Genomic DNA, 25,769 nt, shown 5'->3' on the forward strand with positions numbered 1-25,769 from the left:
GGGTACCGCCCGTAGAATCGGCGTTCCGGCCCGTGTCCCGTCAGTCCGCCGTCCGCGGCGACGCCGGCGACGGCCCCGAGAGGGCGGGGATCGAGAGGTCGACCCGGCGCAGAAGCTGTGCGTTGATCGCGACGATCACGGTGCTCAGCGACATGAGAAGCGCGCCCACCGCTGGCGAGAGGAGGATCCCGACGGGGGCGAGTACGCCCGCCGCGAGCGGGATGGCGAAGACGTTGTACCCCGCCGCCCAGACGATGTTCTCCTGCATCTTCCGGTAGCTCGCCCGGCTCAGCTCGACGAGTCTGACCACGTCCATCGGATTGTTCTGGACGAGGATGACGTCCGCCGACTGGACGGCCACGTCCGTGCCGCTCCCGATGGCGATGCCGACGTCCGCCCGGGCGAGCGCCGGCGCGTCGTTGACGCCGTCGCCGACCATCGCCACGAGCTTGCCCTGGTCCTGGAGTTCCTGCACTTTCGTGTCCTTGTCCTCGGGCAGCACCTCGGCGAAGACGGTGTCGATCCCCAGTTCCGCGGCCACGGCGTCGGCGACGTCAGCGGAGTCACCCGTCAGCATCGCCACCTCGATGCCCCGTTCGTGGAGCGCGTCGACGACCCGGTAGCTCTCCTCGCGGATCACGTCCGCCATCGCGAAGGCGGCGATCAGGTCGCCCTCGCGCACCAGATACACGACGGTCTGTGCGTCCTCGCCGGCCTCCTCGGCGAACGACGAGAGCCGTGCGGGTACCTCGCTGTCGAGTCGGTCCAGCAGGTTCGGGCCGCCGACGTACACCTCGTCGCCGCTCACCGTCGCCCGGACGCCGCGGCCTTTCAGCGCCTCGAAGTTCGTCGCATCCGGTGCCTCGACGCCGCGCTCGGTGGCCGCCTCCCGGATGGCGCGAGCGATCATGTGCTCGGAGTCGCCCTCGACCGCCGCGGCGAGGGCGAACGCTTCGTCCTCGCCGACGCCGTCGACCGTCGCCGCGCCGACGACGCCGTGTTCCCCTTCGGTGAGCGTCCCGGTCTTGTCGAAGACGATCGCGTCGAGGTTCCGCGCGTCCTCCATCGCGATGCGGTCGCGAACTAACATTCCGTTGCGCGCCGCCAGCGACGTGTTGATCGCGACGACGAGCGGGATGGCCAGCCCGAGCGCGTGCGGACAGGCGATCACGAGAACGGTGACGACCCGTTCGATCACCCCGGCGCCGAACGAGGTGGCGACCGTCCACGCGACCGCGGTGACGAGGGCAGCACCGAGAGCGACGTAGAACAGCCAGCCGGCCGCCCGATCGGCCAGCACCTGCGTCCGCGACTGGCTCGACTGGGCCTCCTCGACGAGGCGCATGATCCCGGCCAGCGTCGTCTCCTCGCCAGTCGCGTCGATCCGGACGCGCAGGCTCCCGTCGCCGTTGACCGTCCCGCCGATGACCTCGTCGCCGGGCTCCTTCGAGACCGGTTTCGACTCGCCAGTGATCATCGACTCGTTCACGTCGGAGTCCCCCTCGGCGACGACGCCGTCGGCGGGCACGCTCGCGCCCGGTCGAACGAGCACGAGGTCGCCCTCCGAGAGGTCGTCGACGGGCACCTCCTCCGTCTCGCCGCTCTCGGTGATCCGCTCGGCCGTGTCGGGCATCAGCTTCGCCAGTTCGTCGAGCGCGCTGGAGGCGCGCCGGACCGACCGCATCTCGATCCAGTGGCCAAGCAGCATGATGTCGATCAGCGTCACGAGTTCCCAGAAGAAGGCGGAGGTCGTCGGGAAGACGACGCCCGCGACGCTGTAGACGAACGCGACCGTGATGGCCATCGAGATGAGCGTCATCATCCCCGGCGACCGCTCGCGCAGCTCGGGCGCGGCCATCCGCAGGAACGGGAGGCCCCCGTAGGCGAAGACCACGACCGCGAAGACCGGGTTGATCCACTCGCTGCCGGGGAACGACGGCGGCGCCGGGAACCCGAGCCACGACTGGAGCGCATCGCTGTACAGCAACACCGGGATCGACAGCAGCGTCGAGACGAAAAAGCGCCGCCGGAACATCGTCTCGTGGCCGGCGTGCATCCCGCCGTGGTCGCCACCGTGGCCACCGGGAGCGCCGTGGCCGCCGTGTCCTCCCTCTCCGTGATGCGTGCCGTGCTCAGACTGGTTGCGGACGGCCGCTTCGGCCTCGTCGGCGTCGGCCTCGTCCGCGAGCATCGACTGTTCGGTGCGCCGGCCCTCCCGGTCGATGGGAGTCTCGTCGCCGCTGTTTCCGCCGCCTCCCCGGTCGCCGTACTCGCCGTGTTCGTCGGGCGAATCTCCGTTCGGCTGTGGTCTCTCGTGGTCGTCCATAGCTACTGTCAGGTGTGCAGGGCCGTCCCTCCCGGCGTGCGCTCGCCGCTCCAGTCTGCGGACCGGACGCGCACAACCTCGTCGCGATTGTCCGACGGCGGTACACTCCTCACTCCGATCGGTCCCGGGGTCGGGCTGTTCACCGTGCTACCGTGACATACACGCGCCAGATTGATTGCGTTTCCCGTTCAGATTCGAACCCGACCGGCGCCCGAGAGATTCGATGCGAATCCCACTCGACGCCACTGCTATCGAACCGAAAGGTCGTCACTCAGGAGTCGATGCAGACGTCGACTCGGCGTCGTCCGCAGGCCACTGCCGGGCGTCGGACTCGACGAGGCCGAGCAGGGTCCGCCGCCGGTCGTCGAACCGCGATAGCTCGCGGGCGAACGTCTCGTCGGAGACGGTCGGGATCCCGGCCTCGCGAAGCGACTCGATGCCGGGCGGGGGCGGAACGTCGTCCGCCGGATCGACGAACGCGTCGCCGACCGTGTCGAGATAGCCCTCGACGCTCGATCGGGCGGCGGTGACGGAGATCCCACCGGGTCGGGCCGCGGGCGAAACGCCCCGCCCGAGGAGAGTGAGCGTCTCGTCGAGGATCACGACGCTCCTGGTCGCCGCCTGTCCGGGCTGGGTTGCGTAGAAGTAGTGGAGGATCGGATACGCCTTGTGGTTAGACGCGAGCGTGTTCAGCTGCGTCGCGAGCGTATCCAGGGGGACCTCCAACCCCAGGAACTCCTCGTCGTCACGGTCCCAGCTCGTCCGGAGGACGGCGCTGCCCCGCTCGCCGAGCCCGCTCACCCCGCTCGCGAACGACCGCTTCTGCGTGACTGCCCCGAGAACGGAGAGGACGTACGTGACGCTGAGCGTGACGAACAGCATGCCACTGGCGGTCATGAGAGCCGTCGCGATCTGCGGGACGCCGTCACGCGGAGTGAAATCGCCGTTCCCCATCGTGAACACCGAATACCCGACGAAGTAGAAGCGTTCGGTCCAGGATATCGGGCCCGCGCCGCGGGTGTCGACGAGGACGTCCTCGGCGCCGGCAAAGAGGAGCGTCCACCCGCCCCAGAGCAGCGCGATCCACAGCGTGAGACTGCCGGCGAGAATCAGCGGGCCCGCCAGCGAGAGCGCCCGCGGGCGGCCGCTGGCGACCCGTCGGAGCGCGCGCCACGTCCACCCCATCGATCGCGTCGTGAGCGGGCCGGCGCCGCCCTCCACCCACAGCGTCGTCCACAGGAGGTCGACGACGACCACGGCGAGCGCGAGCGCGCCGAGAACGAGGGGCCCGAGGTTCATTCCACGTCGGCCGCGGTCCGTAGCGACTCGTACTCCTCCCTGAACATCGACTCGCAGGACGTACAACAGAGGTAGTACTCGCGCTCTTCGACCGTCACGGCGATCCCATCGCCCGTGATCGACTTCCCGCACTGGACGCACTCGATCGCGAGGTCGGCCTGGTCGATCCGGGGGTTGTGCGTCGAATGAGCGATCTTCCGGATCTCGTAGCTGGCGAGGCGGTCGTCGTCGAGCGTCTCCGAGAAGAGCCGCTCGAGTTCCCGGTCGTTCATGAACGCGTGGACCGTGACGCGAGGTTCGAACGACTGGAGGATACACTCGACCGCCTCGACGCCGGAGAGGGCGTCGACGACGGCGTCGGCCTCGCCGGGGCGGGTCTCGATCTCGATGAGTACCTCGTCGCCCGTCCGGAGCATCGAGCGGTCGACGTCGACGGTGAACCCGCGGATGACGCCGAGGTCTTCGAGCCGACTCACGCGATTGGAGACGGTCGGCCCCGAGAGTCCGACCGCCTCGCCGATGTCCGTGTACGAGCGCCGCGCGTCGTCGAGGAGGTGACCCAGGATACGGACGTCTGTGTCGTCGAGTTCGACCATCGCCCTCTACTACCGTTTTCAGCTCCTCGAATCTTCGACCGGCACAGGCAGGGGTCCCAAAGTCGCCTTTTAAGCGACCCCGTGGACTGGCGAGACGCGAGCGCCCGACAGCCACGGTCCGATAGCGAAAACGGACAAAAATTTCCCACTCCTCTAGTCGTGCATGGGCTTGTCAGCGACGTCCGGTCGGGTCGATTCCCCGAACGACGAGTACAGACGGGCCGAATCCGAGTGGAACGCGAGGCGCACTGCGACCGGTCGACGCGCGGCACCGGGCGGCTGAGGCGCCTCGGCGTCGAGCGACGAGGCGGATCGACCGCAGAACACCGGTTCTTTCGACCCCTACCAATGGACACATGGAAATCGCTCGCCGTCGTCGTCGCCGCACTGGTCGCGATACTCATCGCCGCACAGCCGCTGTACGTCGTCGCGCTCACGCTGTTCGACTACGGGCAGACGCCCGACGGACAGTACGCGACGATGCAGACGAAGGACGTGAGTCGCTTCCCCGCGAACGACTCGGCCGCGTTGAGCGCGGACACCGCACGGGCCGCTAGACCCCCCGGAGCGAATCACTCCTACGACGTAGTCGTCCGCGTCCCCGAGAGCGACTGGCAGACCGGCTTCGCCGCCGCGCGCCTGCGCGCCGCGTCGGACGCCGTCGTCCTCGCCGGCGACGCTCCCCCGCCGGGCGCCAACGGCAGCGTCGGCGGTGGTGAGGCTGGCGCTGCCGACGGAACCGCCGAGACGGTAACCTTCTCGGGCGGATCGGCCGCCGAGACTGCCGCCGAGATCGCGACCCGGGGGTCCGGCGACGACGACGTGAGTCCGGACAACGTCGTCATCGTCAGCTCTGAGGCGCCCGCGTGGGCCGCGCCCGCGGCCGCCTGGAGCGCCTACAGCGGCGACCCGCTGCTCTACGCGTCGGAGAGCGGCGTCCCCGACGCGACGCGGGAGGCCATCGCCGATGTGAACGCCACCCACGCCTACGTGCTCGCGCCCCCGAGCCAGGTCCCGGACGACGCGCTCGCCGATCTGGACGTGTCCTGGACCCGCGTCGCCGGGCGGACGCCCCAGGACCACGCCGTGCAGGTCGCGAAGTTCCGCGACGAGTCCCGCGAGTTCGGCTGGGGCATGGACGAGCGCGACAAGGTCGGCTACACGAACGTGATGCTCGTCAACCCCGAGCGGCCGGGTCACGCGGTCGCGACGAGCAACCTCCAGTGGGGGAAGGCGGGGCCGCTGTTGCTGACGCACGCGGACGGCGGCCTCCCCGCGGTGACCGAGAACTTCCTCTGGCGCAGCCAGGCGGCGTGGTTCTCCACGCCCGCCGAGGGGCCGTACAACCACCTCTTCGTCACCGGTCCGCTCGAGGAGGTGTCGTGGGTCAGTCAGGCCCGCGGCGACTACGCCGTCGAGATCACTCCCTACCGCCTGCAGGGCGCCGGGATGAGCCCGCTCGACGCGCTCTCGGCGGTGTGGGCGGCGTTCGGCCTGCTCGGAGCGTCGTTCGTCTTCGTTCACGCGCGCCGGCGCCTCTCGCGGACGAACCGCTGGACGCGGATGGTGTGGCCGCTGCTGACGCTCGTGCTCGGGCCCGTCGGCCTCGCGCTCTACTGGTCCGCCTACCGGGGCCGGGAGGTGATACAGACCGAGAACGGCCCCCGCGTCGTCAGGCCCTACTGGCTCCGGGCGGCCACTGCGACCGCGATGGGCGTCGGCTTCGCCGGGACCACGATGGTCGCGACGGCATTCGTGCTCACCTACTTCGGGATGCCGCTCGCGGTGTTCGAGGGCCGGCTGTTCGCGCTCGGGAGTTCGATGGTGCTGACGATGGCCGTCGTCTACGTCGTCGCCTTCCTCGTCTCCTGGGTAGTGTTCCACGTCCCCATGATTCAGGACTCAATGGGGATGGGTCGCCAGGACGCGGCCAGACACGGCCTGCTGACCGTCGCCGTTAGCATGACCAGCGTCTCCGTCGGGATGATGACGATGATGTACGTGCTGATGATGCTGAACCTGCCGATGATGCCCGGCGACGACAGCATCCTCTGGTACGGCGTGATGGCGTTCTCGGTCCTGGTCGGCTTCCTCGTGGCCTGGCCGGTGAACGGACTGCTCGTCCGCCGTCGCATCAAACCGGGGGGTGCGCTGTGACCGACCGCAGTCGCCGGTCGTTCCTCCGGGACGCGCTCGCGCTCCCGGTCGGCGCGGGCGTCGTCGGCGCCGGCGCCGCCCTCGCCCAGGAGGACGGCAGCGAACAGACGGGCCCCGAGACCGCCGACTACGACGAGTGGACGGCGACGACGATGACAACCCGCCTCGCCGGCGAGTCGATCTACGAGACGGCCGCCGCGTTCGCCCAGAACGTCTACACGGCGATCAACGAGCACACCCGTCCCGGCGCGCTCATCCTCGTCAACGACGAGGTGATCGAAGCGTCGCTCCCCGGCGTCGGCATGATCCACCATCCAATCGACGGCGCCGTCCTCCTCACGCGCTCGGGTGAACTCCCACGGGCCACCCGCGACGAGATCGAGCGCGCCCGCCCCGAGGGCGTCGGCATGGACGACAACGTCCAGGTGTACCTGATCGGCGGCGAGCGATACGTCGGTGCGAGCGTCCGCGAGGAGGTCGAATCGATGGGGATGACCGTCCGGCGCATCCCCGGCTCGGACCCCGTCAGCGTCGCCGCGAACGTCGACCAGTACGTCAGTTCGATGCACGGCAACCACGAGGACGAGGTGCTGATAGCCAGCCGCGACGCCCCGCGGCGGGCCGTCCCCGTCCAGTCGTGGAACGCCCACGCGGGCGACGGCTTCCTCTGGGTCGACTCGGACGGGATCCCCGAGGCGACGGCCGAGCAGCTCGACGCCCGCTACGAGTACGCTTACATGTACCTGCTCGGCGACGAGGACGCGATCAGCCCCGCGGTCGCACGGGACCTGGGACAGTTCGGCCACGTGACGCGCGTGCCCGACGCGACGGACCCCTACAGCCTCAGCGCCTCGTGGGCGGGGTTCAAGGACATCGGCCGCAACCAGGGCTGGTGGTTCGGCGAGTGGTCGCGCAACGTCGGCTGGGGGCTCGCCGAGCCCGGCCACAACGTCATCGTCGCCAACCCCGACCGCTGGCAGACCGCCCTCCCGGCCAGCGTCGAGAGCCACCGCGGCAAGCACGGCCCGATGCTCGCCGTCCGACCAGAGGAGGTGCCGACGCCCGTCGAGAACTACCTCGCGAAGTTCTTCCAGCCGACCGAGGCCGCCCCCTACGACCGCAAGTACAACCACGCCTGGATCGTCGGCCCGCAGGACTCGGTCGGCCGCGGCGTGCAGGCCGACATCCACGGGCTCCTCGAAGAGACGGACCCCGGACCCGGCGAGTCGAGCGGCGGATCGGCGAGCGGAGGTGACGGTTCGTGAGACGCGTCGTCGCACGCTTCGAGGACGAGGAGACGGCGAGTGACGCCGAGCGGTCGCTCCGGAAGCGGGACCGCGAGCCGCGGCGCCCGGAGATAGACGACGCCTTCTTCGACCCGTCGGCGCGCCTACCCGAAGCTCGCGGCCTCGCGTGGGGCGGTCTCGTCGGCGGCCTCCTCGGGGCTGCGCTCCTGCTGGCGATGGCCATGGACGTGGTCTGGATCCCGCGACTGAGCCCTCTCCTGGCCGCCGGGCGGCTCGAGCTCGCGGTGTTCGGCTTCGGCGCCGGCGCCGCGACCGGCGGCTTCGTCGGCGGCCTCGCCGGCACCTACCGGGACGTTCCGGAGCCCCACGGCCCCCGCGTCGCCGTCGCCGTCCCCGACCACCGCGTCGACGAGACGACGACGATGCTCCGCGGCCACGGCGCGACCACCGTCGACCAGACCGTCCTCGTCCACGAGCACCGCCACCGGGAGCAGCTACCGGCGATGTCGCCAGATCGGCGGTCGGGGCCGTCCGCTGGAACCGTCGCGAGCGCGGACTCGAACCCGACGACGGAGCCCGAGGCCCAGCCCGACGCCGACGACCCGTCGAACGCGGAGGTCCCGCCCGAGTCGGAGCGGCGACCGAACTCGGAGTGACAGGATCCGGCGGCGGCGCGGGCAGAGCGACGGCCGGATCCGCCCGCCGCTCGGGCTCAGTGGTTCGTCGACGGCTTGGGCGGCTGGTGGCGCTTGTGTCGAGTCGCCGCGCACCAGTCGGCCAGCCGGACGACCACCGAGCGGTCGATCCCGAGCCGGTCGGCGACCGCCGTCGCGCCCCGACCCTCGTCGACCGACAGCCTGAGCGCCCGGTCGACCGTCTCGGCGTCGACGTCGATCTGTGCGGCGGGCGTCGGGTCGTGCGTTCCGTTCCGCGGTTCCCCATCGAGCATCTCGATCGGCAGGTCCATCGCCTCGGCGAGCGCGCGGACCTCCGTCCGGTACAGGTCCCCGAACAGGAAGCAATCGACGCCCGTCTCGCCGTACTTCGTCGCCTCGCCGAGCAAGCGGTCGGTCCGGTTGACCGGACCGACGACGAGCGCGTGCCGCCGGTTGGCGACGTAGTAGGCGGTCGCCGTCCGGAAGCGCTCGACCGCGTTGTCCGTCGCGACGAGGTCGTCGGCGGGACCGCCGGCCTCGCCGACGACCTCCTGAAAGGCCGCGAGCACCGGCTGGAGCTGGAGCCGCCGGTGGTCGATCCCGAGCATCTCCGCGACCGCCTCGGCAGTGCTCGCCGTCGCCTCGTCGGTCAGCCCCGCGGGCGTGATCAGGCCGACGACGTCCTCCTCACCGACCGCGTCGACGGCCAGCGCAGCCGCCGCCGCAGAGTCGACGCCGCCGTCCAGCGGGACCACCAGTCCCTCCGCGTCGGCGTCGGTCACGAGGTCGACGAGGAACTCCGGGAGGAGTTCCCCCAGTCGCCGCAGCGCGACCTGCGTCGTCGCGAGCCCGCGGTCGTCCCGCGGGAGGTCGAGTATCCGCGGGTGTCGGGCGGCGTCACTCACGGGGTACCTCCCCCCGTCGGTCCGCGTCGTTCGCGTTGCGTCGTGCGTTCACACGTGTACCGCGCCGCCGATCCCTGAAAGAGGTTGTCTACATACCTATTAGGGGAGTTCGGCAGGCCTGATACTCCTAATATGCGACACCCGATCGCGGACGCAGCTACTCGATCTTGTCGGTGACGCGGATGTCGACGCCGCCGTCGCTCCAGACGCTGACGGTCACGTCCTCGAGGCGGATCTGGACCGACACGTCCACGTCGGAGTCAGTCTTGAAGAGCCCGTCGAGCGCGTCCGGGTCGATGTGGTCGTACAGTTGCACGTCTGCCGTCGACAGCGAGGCGTCGTCGTGGGCCGCGATCGCCTCGCGGACGGCCTCGCTGAGGGGGACGTTCTCCGCCTCGGGGTAGTACCGCCGACGCTCCGGGTCCGTGGCCATTCGGTCTTCACCACCGTCCCTTCGGTCACGCCCAGCAACCCTGTTGTGCATGAACGTGAAGGCCGACTCGCCCGCGAACGGGCCAGCCGTCGGCGCGTCAGTCGCCGCGTCGGCTGAGTGTGCCGGCCACAGTGTTTTGCCGCCAGCGCGGCTATTCGTCCGCAGATCCCCGCGGCCGGCGACAGTCGGCCCGGAAGACCATGAGCAAGGCCCGCCAGCTTCACGATTTCCTCGTCGAGGGCGACGAGATATCCATCGTCTGCCACAACAACCCCGATCCGGACTGCCTCGCGAGCGCGCTCGCGCTGGAGCAGATCGCCGCCGACGCCGGCATCGACGAGCAGCGCATCCTCTACAGCGGCGACATCTCTCACCAGCAGAACCGAGCGTTCGTCACACTCCTCGACATCGAACTCGAAGCGTTCGATCCCGCGATGGCCCGCGACCGGCCCGAGGGGGCGCTACTCGCGTTCGTCGACCACTCCGTCCCCGGCCGCAACAACCGCGTCCCCGAGGGGACGCCGGTCGACGTCGTCGTCGATCATCACCCGGCCGAGGCGATCGACGCTGGCTTCGTCGACCACCGGGAGGACATCGGCGCGACGGCCACCATCCTCACGGAGTACGTCCGCGACCTCGACGTGGACCTCGACGCCGTGCTCGCGACGGCGCTCCTGTTCGCCATCCGCCGGGAGACGCTGGAGTTCCTCCGCGGCGTGACCCGCGCCGAGTACGACGCCGCCGGGTTCCTCCACGAGCACGCCGACGGCGACCTGCTCCGCCAGCTCGCGACCCCGTCGGTGACCGGCGCGACGCTCGACGCCATCGCCACGGCGATCGAGAACCGGACGACGCGCGGAGCGGTGCTCATCTCCGACGTCGGCCGAACGACCGAGCGCGACGCCCTCCCGCAGGCCGCCGACTACCTCCGGACGCTGGAGGGGGTCGAGACGGCGATCGTCTTCGGCATCGTCGACGGGGCGATCCACCTCAGCGGCCGGTCGGTCGACCCGCGCGTCGACCTCGGCGACACGCTCGACGACGCGTTCGGCGACGTGGGGACGGCCGGCGGCCACCACGATATGGCCGGCGGCGAGGTCCCGCTTGGCATCTTCGCCGACCCCACGGCCGACGACGACCAGCTACTCGCCATCGTCGAAGCGGTCATCACCGCCCGTCTCGTCACCGAACTCCGGCTCTCTGACAATTCGTCGGGATGAGCGCTGGCGGCTCGTCGCCGGCTGGTCGTCCGGCCCGTCGTCGGTCATGCCCGATGATACCGTCCCCCGCGGCAAAGTAGTTCGGCCCCGCCGCTCACAGCGTCGTGTAGCGCTCCTCGTTCCACGGATTCGCGGTGTTGGAGTACCCCCGCTTCTCCCAGTAGCCCCGCTCGGGCTCGGTGAGGAAGGTGACGCTGTCGACCCACTTCGCACCCTTGTAGGCGTACTTGTGGGGCGTGACGACCCGGAGCGGCCCGCCGTGGTCCGAGGGCAGCGGGTCGCCGTCGAAGTCGAGGACGAACAGCACCTCCCGGCGCATGCACTCCTCCAGCGGCAGGTTGGTCGTGTACCCGTCCATCGCACCGAACATGACGTGGACGGCGTCGTCCTCGACGCCAGCGCGCTCGGCGAGTTCCGGGAAGGTGACCCCCCGGAACTCGTTGTCGAAGCGGCTCCACCCGGTGACGCAGTGGAAGTCCTGGCGCTGGGTCTCGGTCGGCAACTCCTGGAACTCCTCCCACGAGAAGCGCAGTTCATCCTCGACCGCGCCGTGGACGGTGAACTCCCACTCCTCGCGGTCGAACTCCGGCGTGTCCTTCAGCGAGAGGACGGGGAACCGCTCGGTCTTCCGCTGGCCGGGCGGCAGCCGCTCGCCGTCGAACTCCTCGTGGATGTCGGTCGCGTCTCGAACGCCCATGGCCGCCATTCGGGCGGGACAGCCCTAAATGGACGGATGGGGCGAGCCGCCGGGGACGGAGGTAGACGCCGGAGCGCGCCGACGACCCGCCTGCGTCGGCCGGCCGGCGATTTTTCCCCGCGGCGGTAGTAGCCGACGACAGAGGCCACCATGCCGGTCATCAGACTCGAAGCCGACTCCCCCGAGCGGACCCAGATCGGCGAGGGGCTGGTCCGGTTCGCCGTCCAGGCCGGCCGTCTGGAGACCGGCCGGAAGGAGGGCCGATACTTCCTCCGGCACGCCGACGGGTGCGGCGTCGACGGCCGGAAGATCCGGCCGGACGATCCCTTCGCCTTCGACACTGAGAGCGGCGATATCCTCTGTCTCGACCACGCCGAGGAACGGACGGAGGCGGCCGCCGAGACCGAGTGAGCGAGCGGCCGTCTCGATCCCCGCTCACTCCACCGACTCGGCGACCGCGTCGAGCACGTCCAGCGCCGCCTCGATCTCCCCGGGAGACTCGACGAACACGAGCGTTCGCGGGGGCCGCACGGCCTTCGGACGGACGCGCAGGCCAGCGCGTTCCCCGCCGTTGGCAGCGCGCTCCACGCCACTGGTGAACTCGACGTGAATTCGGTCGGGATGGACGAACACCTCAGCCAATTGGCCCCCGGTGCAGTCGATCGCGTACGCGAAGGCGCCGTCCGCGGTCGGTTCGATCCCGGATCGCCTGTCGACGACCGAGAGCGAGACGCGCTCGTCCTCGTCGCCTTCGATCGCGGCCGCGAGTCGATCGGCGAGTGCCGTCCCGTCGATCGCGTCATCTCCCATCACTGGCCCCTCCGATCGGCAGCGGGAAAATGGACCCGACATCGGCGGCAGTCAGGACGCACAGCCGCGGGGACACGCCTATACCGGTCGTGTCCGATGGCCGTGGTATGTCACGTGAGACCGTCGCGCTGCACAACGTCGCCGAGCCAGTCGCCGCCGACGACGGGGTCCGCCTTGAGCGGCTCCCGCCCGAGATCACGGAGGCGTTCAACGACCGCTCGCAGGAAGAGTACCAGCGGCCCGACGGCGTCGAGATCCGGTTTGTCGGCGAGTCCGTCGAACTGACGCTGTCCTGCCCCGAGGGGTCCTGCGAGGCGACGCCGTTCTGGGGGCCGTTCCAGCACCAGCCCGGCGAGCACGTCACCCTCGACGCGGAACCGACGACGATCGAACTGTCGCTCCCCGAGCGGGTCGCGGAGGTCGATCGCGACCGCCTCGACGATCAGTACTTCGACCCGACGGTCGGCCGCCTCGTCCTCTTCGGCAACCCCGTCGTCCTCCACGACGTGTCCGGCGACGTCCGCCCGCCGGAGTCTGCCGAACGCCCCGACGAGACGCTACTCACCTACGGCACGTCGATCACGCAGGGCGCCTTCGCGAGCCGCTACCCGATGAGCTACGGCCACCAGACCGCGCGGCTGCTCGGCGACGACCACCTGAACCTCGGCTCCGGCGGGTCGGCGTTCTGCGAGAACGCCCTCGCGGACTACGTCGCGGGCCGCGACGACTGGGACCGCGCGGTGCTCTCCGTCTCGGTCAACATGATCGCCGCCGGCTTCGACGCCGACGAGTTCGGCGACCGCGTCCGCTACCTCGTCGACACCGTCGCGGGCGCCCACCCCGACAAGCCGGTCGCCGCGGTGACGCTGTTCCCGCTGTTCGCCGAGCTCTGTCCCGAAGTTACGGACGGCGAGGAGTGGCCCGCGACGCCGCGCGGGTACCGCGAGGAACTGCGCGACGCCGTCGCCGCCGCCGACCGCGACAACCTCCACCTGATCGAGGGCCCCGACCTGCTGCAGGACCCCGGCGGGCTCTCGACGGATCTCCTCCACCCGATGGACCACGGCATGACCGAGATCGCCCATCGGCTCGCGGACCGACTCGGCGAGCTGTAAGCGGCGGCGAGAAGCAGTCGGCGAATCCTATCCGTCCACGTCGGCTTCGACCATCGCTTCGAGACGATCGAGGCCGACTTCGAGGCGGTCCAGCCCGTTGGCGAAGCTCAGGCGGAGGTGGCCCTCGCCGCCCGCGCCGAACGCCGAGCCCGGCGCGGTCACCACGCCGTGGTCGGCGAGCAGGCGCTTCGCGACCGCCTCGCTGGAGCCGGGCAGGGCGCTCACGTCGACGAACGCGTAGAACGCGCCTTCCGGACGCGCGACCGAGACCTGCGGGATGGAATCTATCCGGTCGATCACGTAGTCACGGCGCTCGCGGAAGGCCGCCTTCATTTCGGCGACGGGTTCCTGCGGGCCGGTCAGCGCCGCGATCGCCGCGTACTGGGCCGGCGTGTTCACGCACGAGGTCGTGCTCTCGCGTATCTTCACCACCTGCGAGACGACATCTTCGGGTCCGGCGAGCCAGCCGACGCGCCAGCCCGTCATCGCGTAGGCTTTCGACACCGACCCGACCGAGAGGACCCACTCCTCGCGGCCGAGTCGGTCGGCTACCGCGGCGGTCCGCGGCGGTCGTTCGCCGTAGGTCAGCTCCCGGTACACCTCGTCGGCGAGCACGTACGCCCCGTGGTCGGCCGCGGCCGCGACGACCCGCTCGACCGCCTCGGTCGAAAATACGCGTCCCGTCGGGTTCGACGGCGAGGTCAGCAGGACCGCCGCGGTGTCCGGCCCGATGGCGTCGACGATCCGGTCGGCGTCGGGCGCGAACCCCTCCTCGGCGGGCATCGCCACCTCCACCGGGACGGCGTCGGCCAGTTTCGCCTGCGAGATGGGGTTCGGCCACGCGGGCGTGGGAACGACGACCTCGTCGCCGGGGTCGGCGACGGTGTGGATGGCGAGGTGGAGCGCCTCGACGCCTCCGGTCGTGATCGCTACCTCGGAAGCGGGGTCCGGCGCCGGGCCGCCGTCGCGGGCGAGGAACTCGGCGACCGCTTCCCGGAGTTCGACGATGCCGGCGTTGGAGGTGTAGTTCGTCTTGCCGCCGGTCGCGGCCTCGTGGGCGGCCGCGACGACGTGGTCGGGCGTGTCGAAGTCCGGTTCGCCGAACTCGAGGTGGACGAGGTCGCCGCCGCGCTCGGCGGCGAGTTCGAACATCTCTCGGATCCCCTGCGGCTCGATGGCCCGGACCCGTTCCGTGACGCGACTCACCGCGGAGTCGGACGGCTCGGTCATCGGTCGTACCGACCGCGTTGAGCGCCAAGAACGTTTGGATGGGGTAGTCACGGTACGCGGTAATTCCGTCGAATCTCAGTCGCCGGTCGGGGCGTCGGCGGCCAGATCCGCGAAGTCGATCCGCAGCGAGGGGTACCAGCCGGCCAGCGCCGGGAGGTACGACCCGAGCAGGCGGTCGACGAACACGACCGGGACGACCGCCGCGGCGGGCACCCCGAGCGCCACGAACACGGCAGTCGCGCTCGCCTCGGAGACGCCCACGCTCCCCGGCGTCAGCGGCAGCAGCGTCACGCTGTAGGCCGCGACGAGGTACAGCGGCAGCGCGACCAGCGGCTCGAACCCGACGCCGAGGCTCTCGAACAGCAGCCACACGCGCAGCCCCGGGACGACGAGCACCGTCAGCGCGTACCCCGCGACGTACTGCCCGATCGCCGCCGGGTCGGTGAGCAGCCGCCGGAACGCGGCCGTCGACGCGTCGGTGAACTCGGGGATCTTCCCCGTCAGCGCACCCAACCGATTGCCGATTATCGGGATCCGACGGGCGACGGCTTCGATCGCGCCGACCACGCGGTTGACGACCCGCATGTGCGCGCCGGCGAGCAGCACGACGGTCCCGGCGGCGAGGTATAGCCCCGTCGACAGCAGGAGCACGACGAGGAGTCCCGACGGGAGCCGACCCACGCTGATCCCGACGCCGACGAGCGCGGTGACGCCGTAGAGGAGCGCGTAGACGCCGGTGTGGACGCCCGAAACCGCGATGGCGTCCGAATAGGGTATCCCGGTGCGGTCGTGGGCGACGAGGGGCGCGACGGCCCGACCGGACAGCCGCGAGGGGAGCAGCTGGTTGACGAACAGCACCACGAGGCCGGTCTGGCTCGCGTCCCGAAAGCGCGTCGGCCAGGCGCTGTCGAGCAGGACGTGCCACATGTACAGCGACCCGGCGAGGCCGACGGCGCTCACGGCCACCAGCGCCGCCGCCGTCCCCGCGGAGACGTCCGCGAGCAGCGACAACGCCCGGTCCCACTCGACCTGCCGGACGACCCAGACGAGCGCGAGGGCACCGACGAGGTATTGGAGCAGGCGAACCGCCCGTGCCCGCAGGTCTCCACCGCTCACGCGCGCCTCCCGTCGGTCGGCGTGTGGGTCCTCCTACCGATCTCGGCGTCAAGCGGACAGTCCGCAACGGTGCGAGTCGGCGTGCGTCTCACGGTTCGGAGCGGATCCCGTCGGTGTCGACCGGGAGCTTCCGGAGGACGGCGAGGCCGCTGCAGAACGGGCGCTGTTCGAGGACGAACCCGTCCCTGATAGTGACGAACGGCTCCGTCTCGTCGAACGCGCAGGAGAAGTGCGCCTCGAGCGCCTGGATGACCCCGCGGTCGGCGCGCCGCGAGAGGCCGACGGTCCCGTCCTCCCGGCGGTAGACCCGCTGCATGTTCGTGTCGTGGAAGAGGACGACGGCGTCGTCGGCGAGGTGCGGGAACCAGGCGTCGATCTCGGCGACGGTGTGTTCGTATCGGTGGCTCGTGTCGATGAACAGCACGTCGATCGCCGGGCCGACGCCGTGGTCGGCGGCCCACTCCTCGAACCGCTCCGCGAACTCCACGTCGTCGGACTGGACGAACTGCCAGCCGTCGTAGTCGCCGTCGTAGGTCGTCGGATCGACGTCGACGCTGACGAGATCGGCGTCGGTCAGGCGGGCCACCCGCTCGAAGACGAACGTCGACTCGCCCCCTCTGACGCCGAGTTCGACGACGGTCTCCGGGTCGGCCTGCAGCGCCTCGACGAACAGCCGTTCGAGGTGGTCGCTGGTGTCGGTGTAGCGGCGTGCGCGCCGCTGGACGTCCCGGAACTCCGGCAGGTCCGTCGGGGGCTCGTAGCGCTCCGACCCGACGGCCTCGTTGAAGCGGTCGATGCCTGCGTGGATCAACTCGAGCGCGCCACTCCGCCGTAACGAGCGGTGAAACAGGTTACTGCCCCCCATGTCACGACAGTGGAGTGCCGACCGGAAAAACGGTCGGCCGGCCGCAGTCGGTCGTCCGTCCGTTGCCCCGTCGTGACCGGTCGCTCGCGGTCGCATCTCCCCGCTGCGAGCGGTCGCTCGCCGCGACTCCGGCGTGGCGCGGTTCGTCGATCCCCGTCACGTCAGTGCACCTCGGCCGGGGCCGATTCGGGCTGGGAGCGCGGCTCCTCGCGCTGGTACACGGTCGCGGTTTCGAGGAACTCCTCCTCCGAGCGGGGGTACTGCATCAGGTAGACCTGTATCGGCTGGGTCACCAGACTCGCCGCCGAGAGCGCGACCGCGGTGGCCGGGACCGCGTTGTTGCTGTGAGCGGCCATCCGGGCAGCGATCGTCCGCAGCAGCATCCTGAAGTTCTCGACCGACGGGCTGTAGATCTCCCCCTTGTCCGGGTGGACGGAGTGGGTGTCGAGGACGGCCCGGATCGGGATCTCCCGGTCGGACAACCGCAGCGACAGGTCGACGTCCTCGCCGCGGGTCGGCATCGACGGGTCGAACACCTCGCCGTCGAGTTCCTCGCGGTAGATATCCCGCGGGACGATAGCTCCGTCACCGGGGACGTAGTTGACCTCCGCGGTTCCAGACAACGGGTCGACGACGTACGGAATCGTGAACCGATACGGCGAGAGCAGCCGCACGTACGTCCAGTCGGGGTCGACGCGGAAGTTGCGCCGGGCGGTCGTCCACACCGCCTCCGGCGTGACGCGGTCGGCGAGCGTCCGCAGGTAGCCGCGCGGGAACAGCGTGTCGTGGTTGTAACAGCAGATGTACTCCCCGCGACTCGCCCGGATGCCGCGGTTGATCCCGCGGCTGAACCCGCGGTTCTCGTCGTTCTCGAGGACGCGGACGGGCGCGTCGTCGGGATACGCCTCGCGGACGCGCTCGGGCGTGCCGTCGTCGCTGTCGTTGTCGACGACGACGACCTCGTAGTCGTCGTAGTCCTGCCGGCGCACGGAGTCGATGGCGCCGACGATGGCTTCGCCGGGGTTCCACGTCAGGAAGACGAGCGAGAACGTGGGCCGTTCGCTCGTCACCGTCGCCACCTCCTTCCGCTGGTTCGTGGCTGCCGCCTCCTGCCGGCCGGCTGGCGTCCCGCTCCCGAGCGGCCCGCGGTCGCGGCTCCGGGCGGGCGTCGAGCGGTCTGTCCGGGGCGCGGCCCGGCTCGCGCCGTCGGTGCCGGTCCGGATCGAAGTCGGCGGCAGACAGGCGGTGACATGGTCGGTCCTCCTGTCCGATCGGTGGGCCGAGAAGCGGTTAACGAATCATGTTGCACTCTCAAGCCCGCTCGGACACCGAACGGGACGGGAGGAATTTCCGTCGAGTACGGATTTGACGGCTCGACGATGGGCTATCCCAACCAGTCGAACGCCGGGGTCACGACCGTCAGTTCGACGGATCGCACTGCCCGTCGCGCTCGAGGATTACGGTGTACTGGTCGATGCCCACGTCCTGCGGGTCGCCGTACTGGATCGACCGCGGAACGATCCCCACCTCGACCAGTTCGGGCAACCCCGTCCGAGTGGACTCGTTGTCGAGGAACGGCGGCCGGGGACCGAACGTCCCCGCGACGCGGTAGGGGTATGTGTCCTCGGCGAGCAGGTTCCGGACGAACTGCTCCCGGCGGTCGCCGGAGAGCCGGCGCGCCCGCTCGCTCCAGTCGTCCGGCGCCAGCACGAGGATGCTCTCGTAGTAGTGCAACTGGATGTAGTCGGGACAGCGCTCCTCGATGGCGAGCAACCAGTCCATCCCGGACTCTTTCGCGCCGCCGGGCGTCGCGTTCCTGTTCGTTGGCCGGTAGACGGTCATCCAGTGGGGGACCGCCGCCTCCTGGGGGTCGTCCGGGTACGTCTCGACGGTCGCGTTCGGCGCGGCGTTCGAATCGAGCCAGCCGGTCGCCCCGTCGCGGGCCTGCGAGGCGTAGCCGAGGTCGCCGACCCCGGCGTACAGCCCGCTGGTCACCAGCAACAGCGCGATGAGCGGCCCGCCGACCCGCTCCCGGTAGTCGTACAGCCGCATTAGCCCGACGGCGAGCACGACGACCAGTAGCGGCATCGTGAAGAGGAGGTGGTGGGTGCGGATGTACCCCCAGTTCGCGTACAGGCGGCCGTACGCCGCGACGGTGACCAGCGTCAGCGCGACGCCGTCGGCCTCCGCCGAACGCCGGACCACCCGCGGGATGCTCGCGACGAGCCCCCCGACCGAGGCGACGAACAGGGGTAGCCCCATCCCGTTGAGGTACCCCCGGAGGAACCACCACCAGGCGGGTTCGATCCGCCAGCCGTGCGGGTCGGTCTTGCCGGTCGTCCCCCGAGTGATGCGGGCGACGAGCGGCTCCAGCCCGCCGGAGACCACCGCGGGAAATCCGAAGTAGATCGCTCCCGCACCGAGCGCCGCGCCGACGACGAGCAACCGTGGGCGGACCAGCGCCTCCCGCCAGTCATCGCCGGCGTTGCCGACTCGCAGGACGAATGCAGTGGCGATCAAGAGCACGCAGACGACGGCCGTCAGTTTCACCGCGATGGCGATCCCTCCGGCGAGGGAGGCCGCGAGAAACAGCGCGGCGTCGCCCGTCTGCGTGTAGCGGATGCACCAGTAGACGACCAGCAGGAAGAAAAACAGCGCCGGCACGTCCTCGCCGACCTCGTGAGCGAGGACGAGAAAGCCCCACGTGAACGACAGCAGCAGCGCGGCCAGCCGGCCGGTCGTTCGGTCGCGCATCACCGTGCCGATGCGGTAGGTGACGTAGACGCAGCCGACCGCCAGCGCGACGACGACCAGCCGCCCGAGCAGGATGCTCGCCGTCCATATCCACGCCGGCGTCCGGTTCCAGTGGGCCCACAGGTCGACCGAGGCGTGCTCGGGTAACTCGACGAACGCGTCGAGTTGCCCGGTGAGGAAGGCGACGACGAAGACGGGGATCAGCGCCAGTCCGAAGAGGTAGAACGTCGCACCGAAGGTCCGCCCGGTCCGCAGGCCGGAGAGCACCGAGTCGATCCCGGGCTCGTCGACGACCCTCCCGACGAACGACATCACGTCGACGATCCGCCAGCGCTCGTCCCGGGTCGCAAAGTTGGGGACGCGGTGCCAGAACCAGAAGCCCGCGAGCAGCGTCGCCAGCCCGAGGATGTACGGGAGGTACGGATCCGACTCGAGGTCGTCGCGGAGGCAGCGCTTCGCCCGTCCGATCAGCCCTCCGGCCACTGGGCGCATGCGATTGCGTTCGGCGGAGGCCCGGAAAGTCATAGCGTCGATATACCCGCCGTCGCATCGGTAAGCCCGGGCTAACGGCCGGACCGCGCCGCCGTGAAACGGCGTCGGCGAGTCGCTCGTCGCCCCGCCTCACTCGCCGAGGTAGTACTGGACCGTCCGTTCGAGCCCCTCCTCGAACGCGTACTCCGGTTCCCAGCCCAGCTCCCGGATCTTCGCCGTGTCGAGGGCGTAGCGCTGGTCGTGGCCCGGTCGGTCCTCGACGAACTCGACGAGGTCCCGCGAGGCCCCGACTTCGTCGAGGATCGCCTCGGTTACTTCGAGATTCGTCCGCTCCTCGCCGCTGCCGACGTTGTACACCTCGCCCTCGAGCCCCTCCCGGAGGACGAGATCCACCGCGCGACAGTTGTCGGCGACGTAAGTCCACTCGCGGACGTTCGAGCCGTCACCGTAGAGCGGGAGCGACTCCCCCGCTACGGCCCGCGTGAGGAACTTCGGGATGAGCTTTTCGGGGTGCTGACGCGGGCCGAAGTTGTTCGACGAGCGAGTGACGACGACCGGGAGTCCGTAGGTCCGCTCGTAGCTCAGCGCGAGATGGTCGGCCCCGGCCTTCGTCGCCGCGTAGGGGTTGCGCGGGTCGAGCGGGTCCGTCTCGGCGAATTCGCCGTCGACGGTCTGGCCGTACACCTCGTCGGTCGAGACCTGCAGGAACCGCTCGAGGTCGGCGTCGCGGGCGGCGTCGAGCAGCGCGCGCGTCCCATCGACGTTCGTCTCGACGAACGGCGCCGCGCCGTCGATCGAACGGTCGACGTGCGACTCCGCCGCGAAGTGGACCACCGCGTCGACGTCGGCGACCAGATCGGTCACCAGGTCGTCGTCGCGGACGTCGCCCTCGACGAACTCGTGGCGGTCGTCGTCGAGGGCGCCTGCGAGGTTGTCCGTCGAGCCCGCGTAGGTCAGCGCGTCGAGCGTGACCACCTCGTCGTCCGTGTGCTCGAGGAGGTGATGGACGTAGTTCGAGCCGATGAATCCCGCACCGCCGGTGACGAGCGTTCGCACGGTCTGAGCAACGGGCCGACCGCATATTTGTGTTTCCGCGGCGTATGCCGACCCATGCGAACGCTGGTCCTCGGCGCGGCCGGACAGCTCGGGAGCAACGTCGTCACCGCCGCCCTCGACCGCGGCTGGGAAGCGCACGCCGCCGTTCACTCGCCTCTCGAGCGCGCGCCGGTGGAGTGGTCGCAACTGGACGTCCGCGACGCCGACCGCGTGGCCGCGCTGCTGGACGAGCAGGCGCCCGACCTCGTCGTCAACTGCGCCGCGATGACGGACGTCGACGGCTGCGAGCGCGACCCCGAGCGCGCCCACGCGGTCAACGGCGAGGCGCCCGGTGCCCTCGCATCGGCCTGTGCCGACCGGAAAATTCCCTTCGTCCACGTCTCGACGGACTACGTGTTCGACGGGCGCGACGAGACGCCCTACGACGAATCGGCCGCCACGAGCCCGGTTCAGGTGTACGGCGAGTCGAAACTGACCGGCGAGCACGCCGTCCGCGATGCGGCGCCGGAATCGCTCGTCGTCCGTCTCTCGTTCGTCTACGGTACCCACGGATTTTCGGGCGAACTGACGGGGTTCCCGGCGTGGGTCCGCGACCGACTCACAGCGGGCGAGTCCGTCCCGCTGTTCACCGACCAGCACGTCACGCCGAGCCGCGCCGGACAGGCGGCCGAGACGCTACTGGACCTCGCCGAAGCCGGCGAGCGTGGAACCGTCCACGTCGCCAGCCGCTCGTGTCTGACCCCCCACGAGTTCGGCGGGTTGCTCGCCGACCGACTGGGCGCCGATCCGTCGCTCGTCGAGGAAGGATCGATGGACGACGTCGACCGTGCGGCGACGCGGCCACGGCACACGTGCCTCGACGTATCCGGGGTCGAGGCAGTCCTCGACCGTCCGCAACCGACCACCGACGAGGACCTCGCCGCCATCGGCGACGGGCTCGCCGCCGGCGAGCAGTAATTGGGCCCCATAGCGGCCGATACCATCTCTTTTGAGGAGTTCCGTCGGGGCGTACCTGACGTCCCGATACGATACTCGATTTAAAGACCTTCGAGCATCACGCCGCGTCCCCTTCGGTCGTCACGCCCTAATCGAGGTATGAGTGAACAGCAGGGAAGGGCCCCTGAGGCCGTCGATCAGGCGACGACGGAGTCGAGCACCGAGCAGTTCTGGTCGGCGATCGGCGTGGGGAGTCTGTTCGTCACCGCTGGCGCTATTTCGCCGGCCGTACACGCACTGAGCGGCGAGTGGCCGGCCGGCTACGGTGGCATGGTCGCCGCGGCGTTCGTCGTCGTCGGGATCTTCCTGTTCGGATACTCGCTCGCGGTCGGGTCCTAATCGCGGATCAAGAAGGTCAGGAGGCCCCGCTCCCGGCGGGCTCCCGTTCGAGTTCTCGATCGGTCGCGTCGGTCTCTCGGCCGACCCGCGTCTTCAGTTCCTCAAGTTCGCGGTCGACCCGCTCCTCGGTCGAGCGGCGGCGCAGTTCGCGGTCGATCTCGTCGCCCTCGGCGAGCACGTCGTCGAGCGCGCCGCTGGCTTCCAGTTCTTCCAGTGCGGCCGCTCGCGCCTCCATCTGCTCGGTCCGTTCGGTCGCGCGCTCGATGGCGCGGCTCACGTCCTCCATCTCGCCGCCGACGCCGGTGAACGCCTCGGCGACGCGCGCCGACGCCTGCGCCGCCTCGTGGCGCGCCTTCAGCGTCTCCTTGCGGGTCCGGAACCCCTCGATGCGACCGCGGAGGGCCACCTGCCGCTCGGTCAGGGTGTCCTGGGTCGCCTGCAACCGCCCGATCTGGTCTTCGATGTCGGTCACCTGATCGAGGGTCGCGTGTTTCTTCTCCAGCGCCCGCCGCGCGAGGTCGTCGCGGTCCTGACGAATGGCTTCGCGGACCTGCTCGTCGTAGGTCTCGACCGACGAGCGCAGGCGCTCGCGGTGCATCTCCAGTCGCTTCTTCTGGGTCGTGACGCTCGCGATCCCGCGATTTATCTCCTGAAGCTGGTCGCGCAACCGCTCGTAGGAGTAATCGAGCTCCGCCGACGGGTCAGACGTGCGGTCGAGCAGCGCGTTGATCCACGACTCGATCCTGAAGACGATGCGGTCGAGGAGGCTCACCGTGATCCCCCCACTTCGAGACAAACAGACCGCCTGCTGCCGTTGGCTGGCATGGGGAAGGAATCGGCTCGAACGCGGTTAACGGCGCTGCGCGCACATGCCGGTTCGAACCCGTCGCGTCCCGCTGCGGGCTCACCCCGCAGACGATCCGCTCAGTCGTCTTGCTGCGGAGCGTCCTCTGCCTAGTCGCTCTCGCCGCCGTCCTCCATCTTCTCGCCCTCTTCTTCGATCGTCTCGCTGGCTTTCTCGCCGCGGTCTTCGAGCTGGTCGCCGACCTCCTCGCTCGTCTCCTCGATCCGGTCGCCGACTTCCTTACTCGCCGATTCGACCTGTTCGGCGGCCTCCTCGGCCGTCTGCTCTGCCTGCTCGGCGACCGTCTGCCCGCCCTCGCGGACGCGGTCGGCGGCCTCGTGGCTCATCTGTTCGGTCCGGTCCGCGACCTGCTTGGATCCCTCGCCGACCCGCGGTGCGGCCCGCTCGCGCGCCGGCCCGAGCCGGTCCCGGATCAGGTAGCCTGCGGCGAGGAGGATTGCCCCGCCGATCAGCCACGTGAGCGTGCTGCTACCGCTCTCCGACGACTGGCTCGATTCCTGTCGCCGCCCGCCGCTGCTCGAACTATCGTTCTCGCCGTCGCGGAGCGATTTCAGCGTGCTCCGGAGGACGAGGGCGCCGAGCACCCACGGGAGCGTGTCCCGCTGATCGCCGCTCATCTGCTCCGCCAGGTCCCCCTGGTCGGTGGCGTCCGACTCGGGGTACAGTACTTGCTCCATCATGACGGGTCCCCCTTCGGTCTCCGCGGAAAAGAGTGGCAATACGGCATAGGCAGGCCGAGGGTCGGATCGGGGCCCGGGCCTTTCTATTTTGGGAGAGTGTGTATGGCTATCAATCGCATACGCTGACGTGAGACCAATGAGCCTCGACCAGTCCGCACGACCCCTCGACATCGAGAACGCGCGGGTGTTCGACTACCAGCGTGACGTGATCGTCGAACTCCACGGCGAGACGCCGAGCGGCGAGTTCGAGTCGGTGTCGTACGTGTTCCGCGGCGACCCCGACGAGCAGCAGACGCGCCTGCAGGCACCGGAGATAGCCGACGCGCACGAGGATACGGTGTACGAGGCGCTCGGGGACGCCGACGGCGACTACGAGATCGGCTGAGAACGGCGGAGACGAGTCTCGGCGAGTCGTGTTCACGAAAGAGCGGACCACGGCCGAAAAGCGGCCGTGTGTCGCTCCGAATTGGTCCCCGCTGACGCTTCGGCCCTCCAAGACGAAGCGTCACTTGGGTCAAGGGGCTACTGTTAATTAAGCCTGTTGCAGTCGGCGGCCGGTGGCCGGCCCCGTCGCCGCGTACCCGCCGGGCTCAAATCTGGTACTGGTCGCGATTGGCGAGGAAGTGCTCGCGGTCGTCCTCGGGGAGGTCCGCGAACCGGAGGACCGTCTGGCAGTCCAGTCCGGGACACTTCATCACGCGATTCGCTTCGAGTTCGTTCGCCGCGACGACGGTCCCGCATTCCGGGCAGGTGAGGGTACTGATTCGCATGCTTAGAGTTTGAGGTCGGAGTTCTCGCCGACGACGAGCCGCTGGCCGTCGGGGAGCACTTCGTCCGCGCTGGTGATCGTGGCGCCGCTTCCGACGAGGCTGTCGACGATCCGGCCGGAAGCGTCGATCTCCGCGTCGCCGATGATCACGCTATTCTCGACGTGGGCACTGGCGACGGTCGATCCCGCGCCGACGGACGTGTACGGGCCGATGTACGCGCCCTCCTCGACGGTGACGTCGGCGCCGAGCGAGACCGGCCCGCGGACGACCGCGCCGGACTCGACGACCGCGCCCTCGCGGAGGTCGATCGGTCCCCTGGTCTCCGCGCCGTCGGCGACGGTACCGTCGTCGGCCGGGTCGAGATCCGAGAGGACGAGTCGGTTAGCTTCGAGGACGTCGCCGGGCTTGCCGGTGTCTTTCCACCAGCCGTCGACGACGTGGGAGCTGATCGGGAGTCCGTCGTCCAGCAGCGACTGGATGGCGTCGGTGATCTCCAGTTCCCCGCGCCACGACGGTTCGAGGTCCTCGATGGCGTCGAAGATTGCCGGCGAGAACACGTAGATGCCGATGAGCGCCAGATCGCTCGGCGGGTCGTCGGGCTTCTCGACCAGCCGCCGGACCGCGCCCGTCTCGTCGACGCCGGCGATGCCGAACGCCCCCGGGTCGTCGACGTGCTGTAAGGCGATCGCCGCGCCGTGTTCGCCCGACTCGAAGTTCTCGACCAGCCGCTCGATACCCTGGTTGAGGAGGTTGTCGCCGAGGTACATCACGAAATCGTCGTCGCCGACGAACTCGCGGGCGCAGCCGGCGGCGTGGGCCAGCCCCAGCGGGTTGCCCTGGACGACGTACGTGACGTCGACGCCGTAGTCGCTGCCGTCGCCGAGGAACGACTGGATCCCCTCCCGACCCTTGTGCCCGAGGACGACGCCGATGTCGGTGACGCCGGCCTCACGGAGGTCCTCGATGGCGTACTCCAGGACCGGTTTGTTCGCGATGGGGACGAGCTGTTTCGGCCCCGTATGGGTGATCGGCCGGAGCCGCGACCCCGTCCCACCGGCGAGGATAAGTCCCTTCATGGACGCGCCGTAGCGGCCCAGCCAGTCAGTTAGTCGCCACTTATCCGACGCGGGGGGTAACAAACCTCG

At 69.8% G+C, this 25,769-nt stretch carries 26 protein-coding genes; 9 read left to right on the plus strand and 17 right to left on the minus strand.

Annotation, left to right across the window (positions count from 1 at the left end; genetic code table 11):
- Positions 1–40: 40 nt before the first annotated feature.
- The 3 genes from AB2U09_RS06510 to AB2U09_RS06520 all read right to left on the minus strand — a co-directional run bounded on the left by AB2U09_RS06510 (position 41) and on the right by AB2U09_RS06520 (position 4,221).
- The gene (locus tag AB2U09_RS06510) at positions 41–2,326 is read right to left on the minus strand and encodes a copper-translocating P-type ATPase (protein WP_459191891.1); all 2,286 of its coding nucleotides are present in this window, start codon (positions 2,324–2,326) and stop codon (positions 41–43) included.
- Positions 2,327–2,593: 267 nt separating this feature from the next.
- Positions 2,594–3,625 carry an ion channel gene (locus tag AB2U09_RS06515; RefSeq protein ID WP_459191892.1) on the minus strand — a complete coding sequence of 344 codons (1,032 nt, stop codon included), beginning with the start codon at positions 3,623–3,625 and terminating at the stop codon, positions 2,594–2,596.
- Positions 3,622–4,221 carry an AsnC family transcriptional regulator gene (locus AB2U09_RS06520; RefSeq protein ID WP_459191893.1) on the minus strand — a complete coding sequence of 200 codons (600 nt, stop codon included), beginning with the start codon at positions 4,219–4,221 and terminating at the stop codon, positions 3,622–3,624. Before AB2U09_RS06520 ends, AB2U09_RS06515 begins: the two co-directional genes overlap by 4 nt.
- 348 nt (positions 4,222–4,569) lie before the next feature.
- Here AB2U09_RS06520 and AB2U09_RS06525 point away from each other — a divergent pair, with 348 nt between their 5' ends.
- Genes AB2U09_RS06525 through AB2U09_RS06535 form a run of 3 tightly spaced genes read left to right on the plus strand, consistent with a single transcriptional unit; the run spans position 4,570 to position 8,281 of the window.
- Positions 4,570–6,378 carry a DUF4396 domain-containing protein gene (locus tag AB2U09_RS06525; protein ID WP_459191894.1) on the plus strand — a complete coding sequence of 603 codons (1,809 nt, stop codon included), beginning with the start codon at positions 4,570–4,572 and terminating at the stop codon, positions 6,376–6,378.
- A complete protein-coding gene (locus AB2U09_RS06530) occupies positions 6,375–7,643 on the plus strand; it encodes a cell wall-binding repeat-containing protein (protein WP_459191895.1) in 1,269 nt (422 codons plus the stop codon). Before AB2U09_RS06525 ends, AB2U09_RS06530 begins: the two co-directional genes overlap by 4 nt.
- A complete protein-coding gene (locus tag AB2U09_RS06535; RefSeq protein WP_459191896.1) occupies positions 7,640–8,281 on the plus strand; it encodes a hypothetical protein in 642 nt (213 codons plus the stop codon). Before AB2U09_RS06530 ends, AB2U09_RS06535 begins: the two co-directional genes overlap by 4 nt.
- A gap of 56 nt (positions 8,282–8,337) precedes the next feature.
- Here AB2U09_RS06535 and nadE read toward each other — a convergent pair whose 3' ends face one another.
- Positions 8,338–9,186: an NAD(+) synthase gene (gene nadE / locus AB2U09_RS06540; RefSeq protein ID WP_459191897.1), complete on the minus strand. Its 849-nt coding sequence runs from the start codon at positions 9,184–9,186 to the stop codon at positions 8,338–8,340.
- Between the two features lie 157 nt (positions 9,187–9,343).
- Positions 9,344–9,619 carry a HalOD1 output domain-containing protein gene (locus AB2U09_RS06545; RefSeq protein WP_459191898.1) on the minus strand — a complete coding sequence of 92 codons (276 nt, stop codon included), beginning with the start codon at positions 9,617–9,619 and terminating at the stop codon, positions 9,344–9,346.
- A gap of 200 nt (positions 9,620–9,819) precedes the next feature.
- Here AB2U09_RS06545 and AB2U09_RS06550 point away from each other — a divergent pair, with 200 nt between their 5' ends.
- Positions 9,820–10,839, plus strand: coding sequence for a DHH family phosphoesterase (locus tag AB2U09_RS06550; RefSeq protein WP_459191899.1), 1,020 nt, complete (start codon positions 9,820–9,822; stop codon positions 10,837–10,839).
- Positions 10,840–10,933: 94 nt separating this feature from the next.
- Here the strand turns inward: AB2U09_RS06550 and AB2U09_RS06555 are convergent, their stop codons facing one another.
- Positions 10,934–11,536, minus strand: a complete 603-nt coding sequence (locus AB2U09_RS06555; protein WP_459191900.1) for a sulfite oxidase-like oxidoreductase — start codon at positions 11,534–11,536, stop codon at positions 10,934–10,936.
- 150 nt (positions 11,537–11,686) lie between these two features.
- Here AB2U09_RS06555 and AB2U09_RS06560 point away from each other — a divergent pair, with 150 nt between their 5' ends.
- Complete coding sequence (locus AB2U09_RS06560) at positions 11,687–11,947, plus strand: DUF8075 family protein (protein WP_459191901.1); 261 nt, start codon at positions 11,687–11,689, stop codon at positions 11,945–11,947.
- A gap of 24 nt (positions 11,948–11,971) precedes the next feature.
- Here AB2U09_RS06560 and AB2U09_RS06565 read toward each other — a convergent pair whose 3' ends face one another.
- Entirely contained in the window at positions 11,972–12,346 is a 375-nt protein-coding gene (locus AB2U09_RS06565) for a DUF7993 family protein (RefSeq protein WP_459191902.1), read from the minus strand.
- 107 nt (positions 12,347–12,453) lie between these two features.
- Between AB2U09_RS06565 and AB2U09_RS06570 the strand changes: the two genes are divergently transcribed.
- Positions 12,454–13,461 carry an SGNH/GDSL hydrolase family protein gene (locus AB2U09_RS06570; protein ID WP_459191903.1) on the plus strand — a complete coding sequence of 336 codons (1,008 nt, stop codon included), beginning with the start codon at positions 12,454–12,456 and terminating at the stop codon, positions 13,459–13,461.
- Positions 13,462–13,488: 27 nt separating this feature from the next.
- Here the strand turns inward: AB2U09_RS06570 and AB2U09_RS06575 are convergent, their stop codons facing one another.
- The 6 genes from AB2U09_RS06575 to rfbB form a co-directional block, all read right to left on the minus strand.
- Positions 13,489–14,691 carry a pyridoxal phosphate-dependent aminotransferase gene (locus AB2U09_RS06575; protein WP_459191904.1) on the minus strand — a complete coding sequence of 401 codons (1,203 nt, stop codon included), beginning with the start codon at positions 14,689–14,691 and terminating at the stop codon, positions 13,489–13,491.
- Between the two features lie 75 nt (positions 14,692–14,766).
- Complete coding sequence (locus AB2U09_RS06580) at positions 14,767–15,807, minus strand: lysylphosphatidylglycerol synthase transmembrane domain-containing protein (protein ID WP_459191905.1); 1,041 nt, start codon at positions 15,805–15,807, stop codon at positions 14,767–14,769.
- Between the two features lie 88 nt (positions 15,808–15,895).
- Positions 15,896–16,672: a class I SAM-dependent methyltransferase gene (locus tag AB2U09_RS06585; RefSeq protein WP_459191906.1), complete on the minus strand. Its 777-nt coding sequence runs from the start codon at positions 16,670–16,672 to the stop codon at positions 15,896–15,898.
- A gap of 161 nt (positions 16,673–16,833) precedes the next feature.
- Positions 16,834–17,742 (minus strand): glycosyltransferase family 2 protein, encoded by a 909-nt coding sequence (locus AB2U09_RS06590; RefSeq protein ID WP_459191907.1) that lies wholly within the window; start codon positions 17,740–17,742, stop codon positions 16,834–16,836.
- Positions 17,743–18,091: 349 nt separating this feature from the next.
- Entirely contained in the window at positions 18,092–19,918 is a 1,827-nt protein-coding gene (agl22, locus tag AB2U09_RS06595; RefSeq protein ID WP_459191908.1) for a glucose-alpha-(1,4)-galactose-dolichol phosphate synthase Agl22, read from the minus strand.
- Positions 19,919–20,047: 129 nt separating this feature from the next.
- Positions 20,048–20,974, minus strand: a complete 927-nt coding sequence (rfbB, locus tag AB2U09_RS06600; RefSeq protein ID WP_459191909.1) for a dTDP-glucose 4,6-dehydratase — start codon at positions 20,972–20,974, stop codon at positions 20,048–20,050.
- Positions 20,975–21,028: 54 nt separating this feature from the next.
- On the opposite strand from rfbB, the gene rfbD reads away from it, so the two are divergent.
- The gene (rfbD, locus tag AB2U09_RS06605) at positions 21,029–21,931 is read left to right on the plus strand and encodes a dTDP-4-dehydrorhamnose reductase (RefSeq protein ID WP_459191910.1); all 903 of its coding nucleotides are present in this window, start codon (positions 21,029–21,031) and stop codon (positions 21,929–21,931) included.
- 138 nt (positions 21,932–22,069) lie between these two features.
- Entirely contained in the window at positions 22,070–22,309 is a 240-nt protein-coding gene (locus tag AB2U09_RS06610; protein ID WP_459191911.1) for a hypothetical protein, read from the plus strand.
- Between the two features lie 16 nt (positions 22,310–22,325).
- Here AB2U09_RS06610 and AB2U09_RS06615 read toward each other — a convergent pair whose 3' ends face one another.
- Positions 22,326–23,081 (minus strand): PspA/IM30 family protein, encoded by a 756-nt coding sequence (locus AB2U09_RS06615; protein ID WP_459191912.1) that lies wholly within the window; start codon positions 23,079–23,081, stop codon positions 22,326–22,328.
- Between the two features lie 182 nt (positions 23,082–23,263).
- On the minus strand, positions 23,264–23,854 hold the full coding sequence (locus tag AB2U09_RS06620; protein WP_459191913.1) for a hypothetical protein: 591 nt from the start codon (positions 23,852–23,854) through the stop codon (positions 23,264–23,266).
- A 136-nt stretch (positions 23,855–23,990) separates the two neighbouring features.
- Between AB2U09_RS06620 and AB2U09_RS06625 the strand changes: the two genes are divergently transcribed.
- Entirely contained in the window at positions 23,991–24,239 is a 249-nt protein-coding gene (locus tag AB2U09_RS06625; RefSeq protein ID WP_459191914.1) for a hypothetical protein, read from the plus strand.
- Positions 24,240–24,444: 205 nt separating this feature from the next.
- Here the strand turns inward: AB2U09_RS06625 and AB2U09_RS06630 are convergent, their stop codons facing one another.
- Together AB2U09_RS06630 and AB2U09_RS06635 are read right to left on the minus strand one after the other, a co-directional pair.
- Entirely contained in the window at positions 24,445–24,624 is a 180-nt protein-coding gene (locus tag AB2U09_RS06630) for a hypothetical protein (protein ID WP_459191915.1), read from the minus strand.
- Between the two features lie 2 nt (positions 24,625–24,626).
- Positions 24,627–25,700 (minus strand): glucose-1-phosphate thymidylyltransferase, encoded by a 1,074-nt coding sequence (locus AB2U09_RS06635; RefSeq protein ID WP_459191916.1) that lies wholly within the window; start codon positions 25,698–25,700, stop codon positions 24,627–24,629.
- Between the last annotated feature and the right edge of the window lie 69 nt (positions 25,701–25,769).

This window comes from Halosimplex yunnanense, assembly GCF_054504345.1.

Excerpts from the sequence above, each read along its gene's own strand:
- AB2U09_RS06510 (WP_459191891.1), bottom strand. The coding sequence starts at position 2,326 with ATGGACGACCACGAGAGACCACAGCCGAACGGAGATTCGCCCGACGAA.
- AB2U09_RS06515 (WP_459191892.1), bottom strand. The coding sequence starts at position 3,625 with ATGAACCTCGGGCCCCTCGTTCTCGGCGCGCTCGCGCTCGCCGTGGTC.
- AB2U09_RS06520 (WP_459191893.1), bottom strand. The coding sequence starts at position 4,221 with ATGGTCGAACTCGACGACACAGACGTCCGTATCCTGGGTCACCTCCTC.
- AB2U09_RS06525 (WP_459191894.1), top strand. The coding sequence starts at position 4,570 with ATGGACACATGGAAATCGCTCGCCGTCGTCGTCGCCGCACTGGTCGCG.
- AB2U09_RS06545 (WP_459191898.1), bottom strand. The coding sequence starts at position 9,619 with ATGGCCACGGACCCGGAGCGTCGGCGGTACTACCCCGAGGCGGAGAAC.
- AB2U09_RS06550 (WP_459191899.1), top strand. The coding sequence starts at position 9,820 with ATGAGCAAGGCCCGCCAGCTTCACGATTTCCTCGTCGAGGGCGACGAG.
- AB2U09_RS06555 (WP_459191900.1), bottom strand. The coding sequence starts at position 11,536 with ATGGGCGTTCGAGACGCGACCGACATCCACGAGGAGTTCGACGGCGAG.
- AB2U09_RS06560 (WP_459191901.1), top strand. The coding sequence starts at position 11,687 with ATGCCGGTCATCAGACTCGAAGCCGACTCCCCCGAGCGGACCCAGATC.
- AB2U09_RS06565 (WP_459191902.1), bottom strand. The coding sequence starts at position 12,346 with ATGGGAGATGACGCGATCGACGGGACGGCACTCGCCGATCGACTCGCG.
- AB2U09_RS06570 (WP_459191903.1), top strand. The coding sequence starts at position 12,454 with ATGTCACGTGAGACCGTCGCGCTGCACAACGTCGCCGAGCCAGTCGCC.
- AB2U09_RS06575 (WP_459191904.1), bottom strand. The coding sequence starts at position 14,691 with ATGACCGAGCCGTCCGACTCCGCGGTGAGTCGCGTCACGGAACGGGTC.
- AB2U09_RS06585 (WP_459191906.1), bottom strand. The coding sequence starts at position 16,672 with ATGGGGGGCAGTAACCTGTTTCACCGCTCGTTACGGCGGAGTGGCGCG.
- agl22 (WP_459191908.1), bottom strand. The coding sequence starts at position 19,918 with ATGCGCCCAGTGGCCGGAGGGCTGATCGGACGGGCGAAGCGCTGCCTC.
- rfbD (WP_459191910.1), top strand. The coding sequence starts at position 21,029 with ATGCGAACGCTGGTCCTCGGCGCGGCCGGACAGCTCGGGAGCAACGTC.
- AB2U09_RS06610 (WP_459191911.1), top strand. The coding sequence starts at position 22,070 with ATGAGTGAACAGCAGGGAAGGGCCCCTGAGGCCGTCGATCAGGCGACG.
- AB2U09_RS06620 (WP_459191913.1), bottom strand. The coding sequence starts at position 23,854 with ATGATGGAGCAAGTACTGTACCCCGAGTCGGACGCCACCGACCAGGGG.
- AB2U09_RS06625 (WP_459191914.1), top strand. The coding sequence starts at position 23,991 with ATGAGCCTCGACCAGTCCGCACGACCCCTCGACATCGAGAACGCGCGG.
- AB2U09_RS06630 (WP_459191915.1), bottom strand. The coding sequence starts at position 24,624 with ATGCGAATCAGTACCCTCACCTGCCCGGAATGCGGGACCGTCGTCGCG.
- AB2U09_RS06635 (WP_459191916.1), bottom strand. The coding sequence starts at position 25,700 with ATGAAGGGACTTATCCTCGCCGGTGGGACGGGGTCGCGGCTCCGGCCG.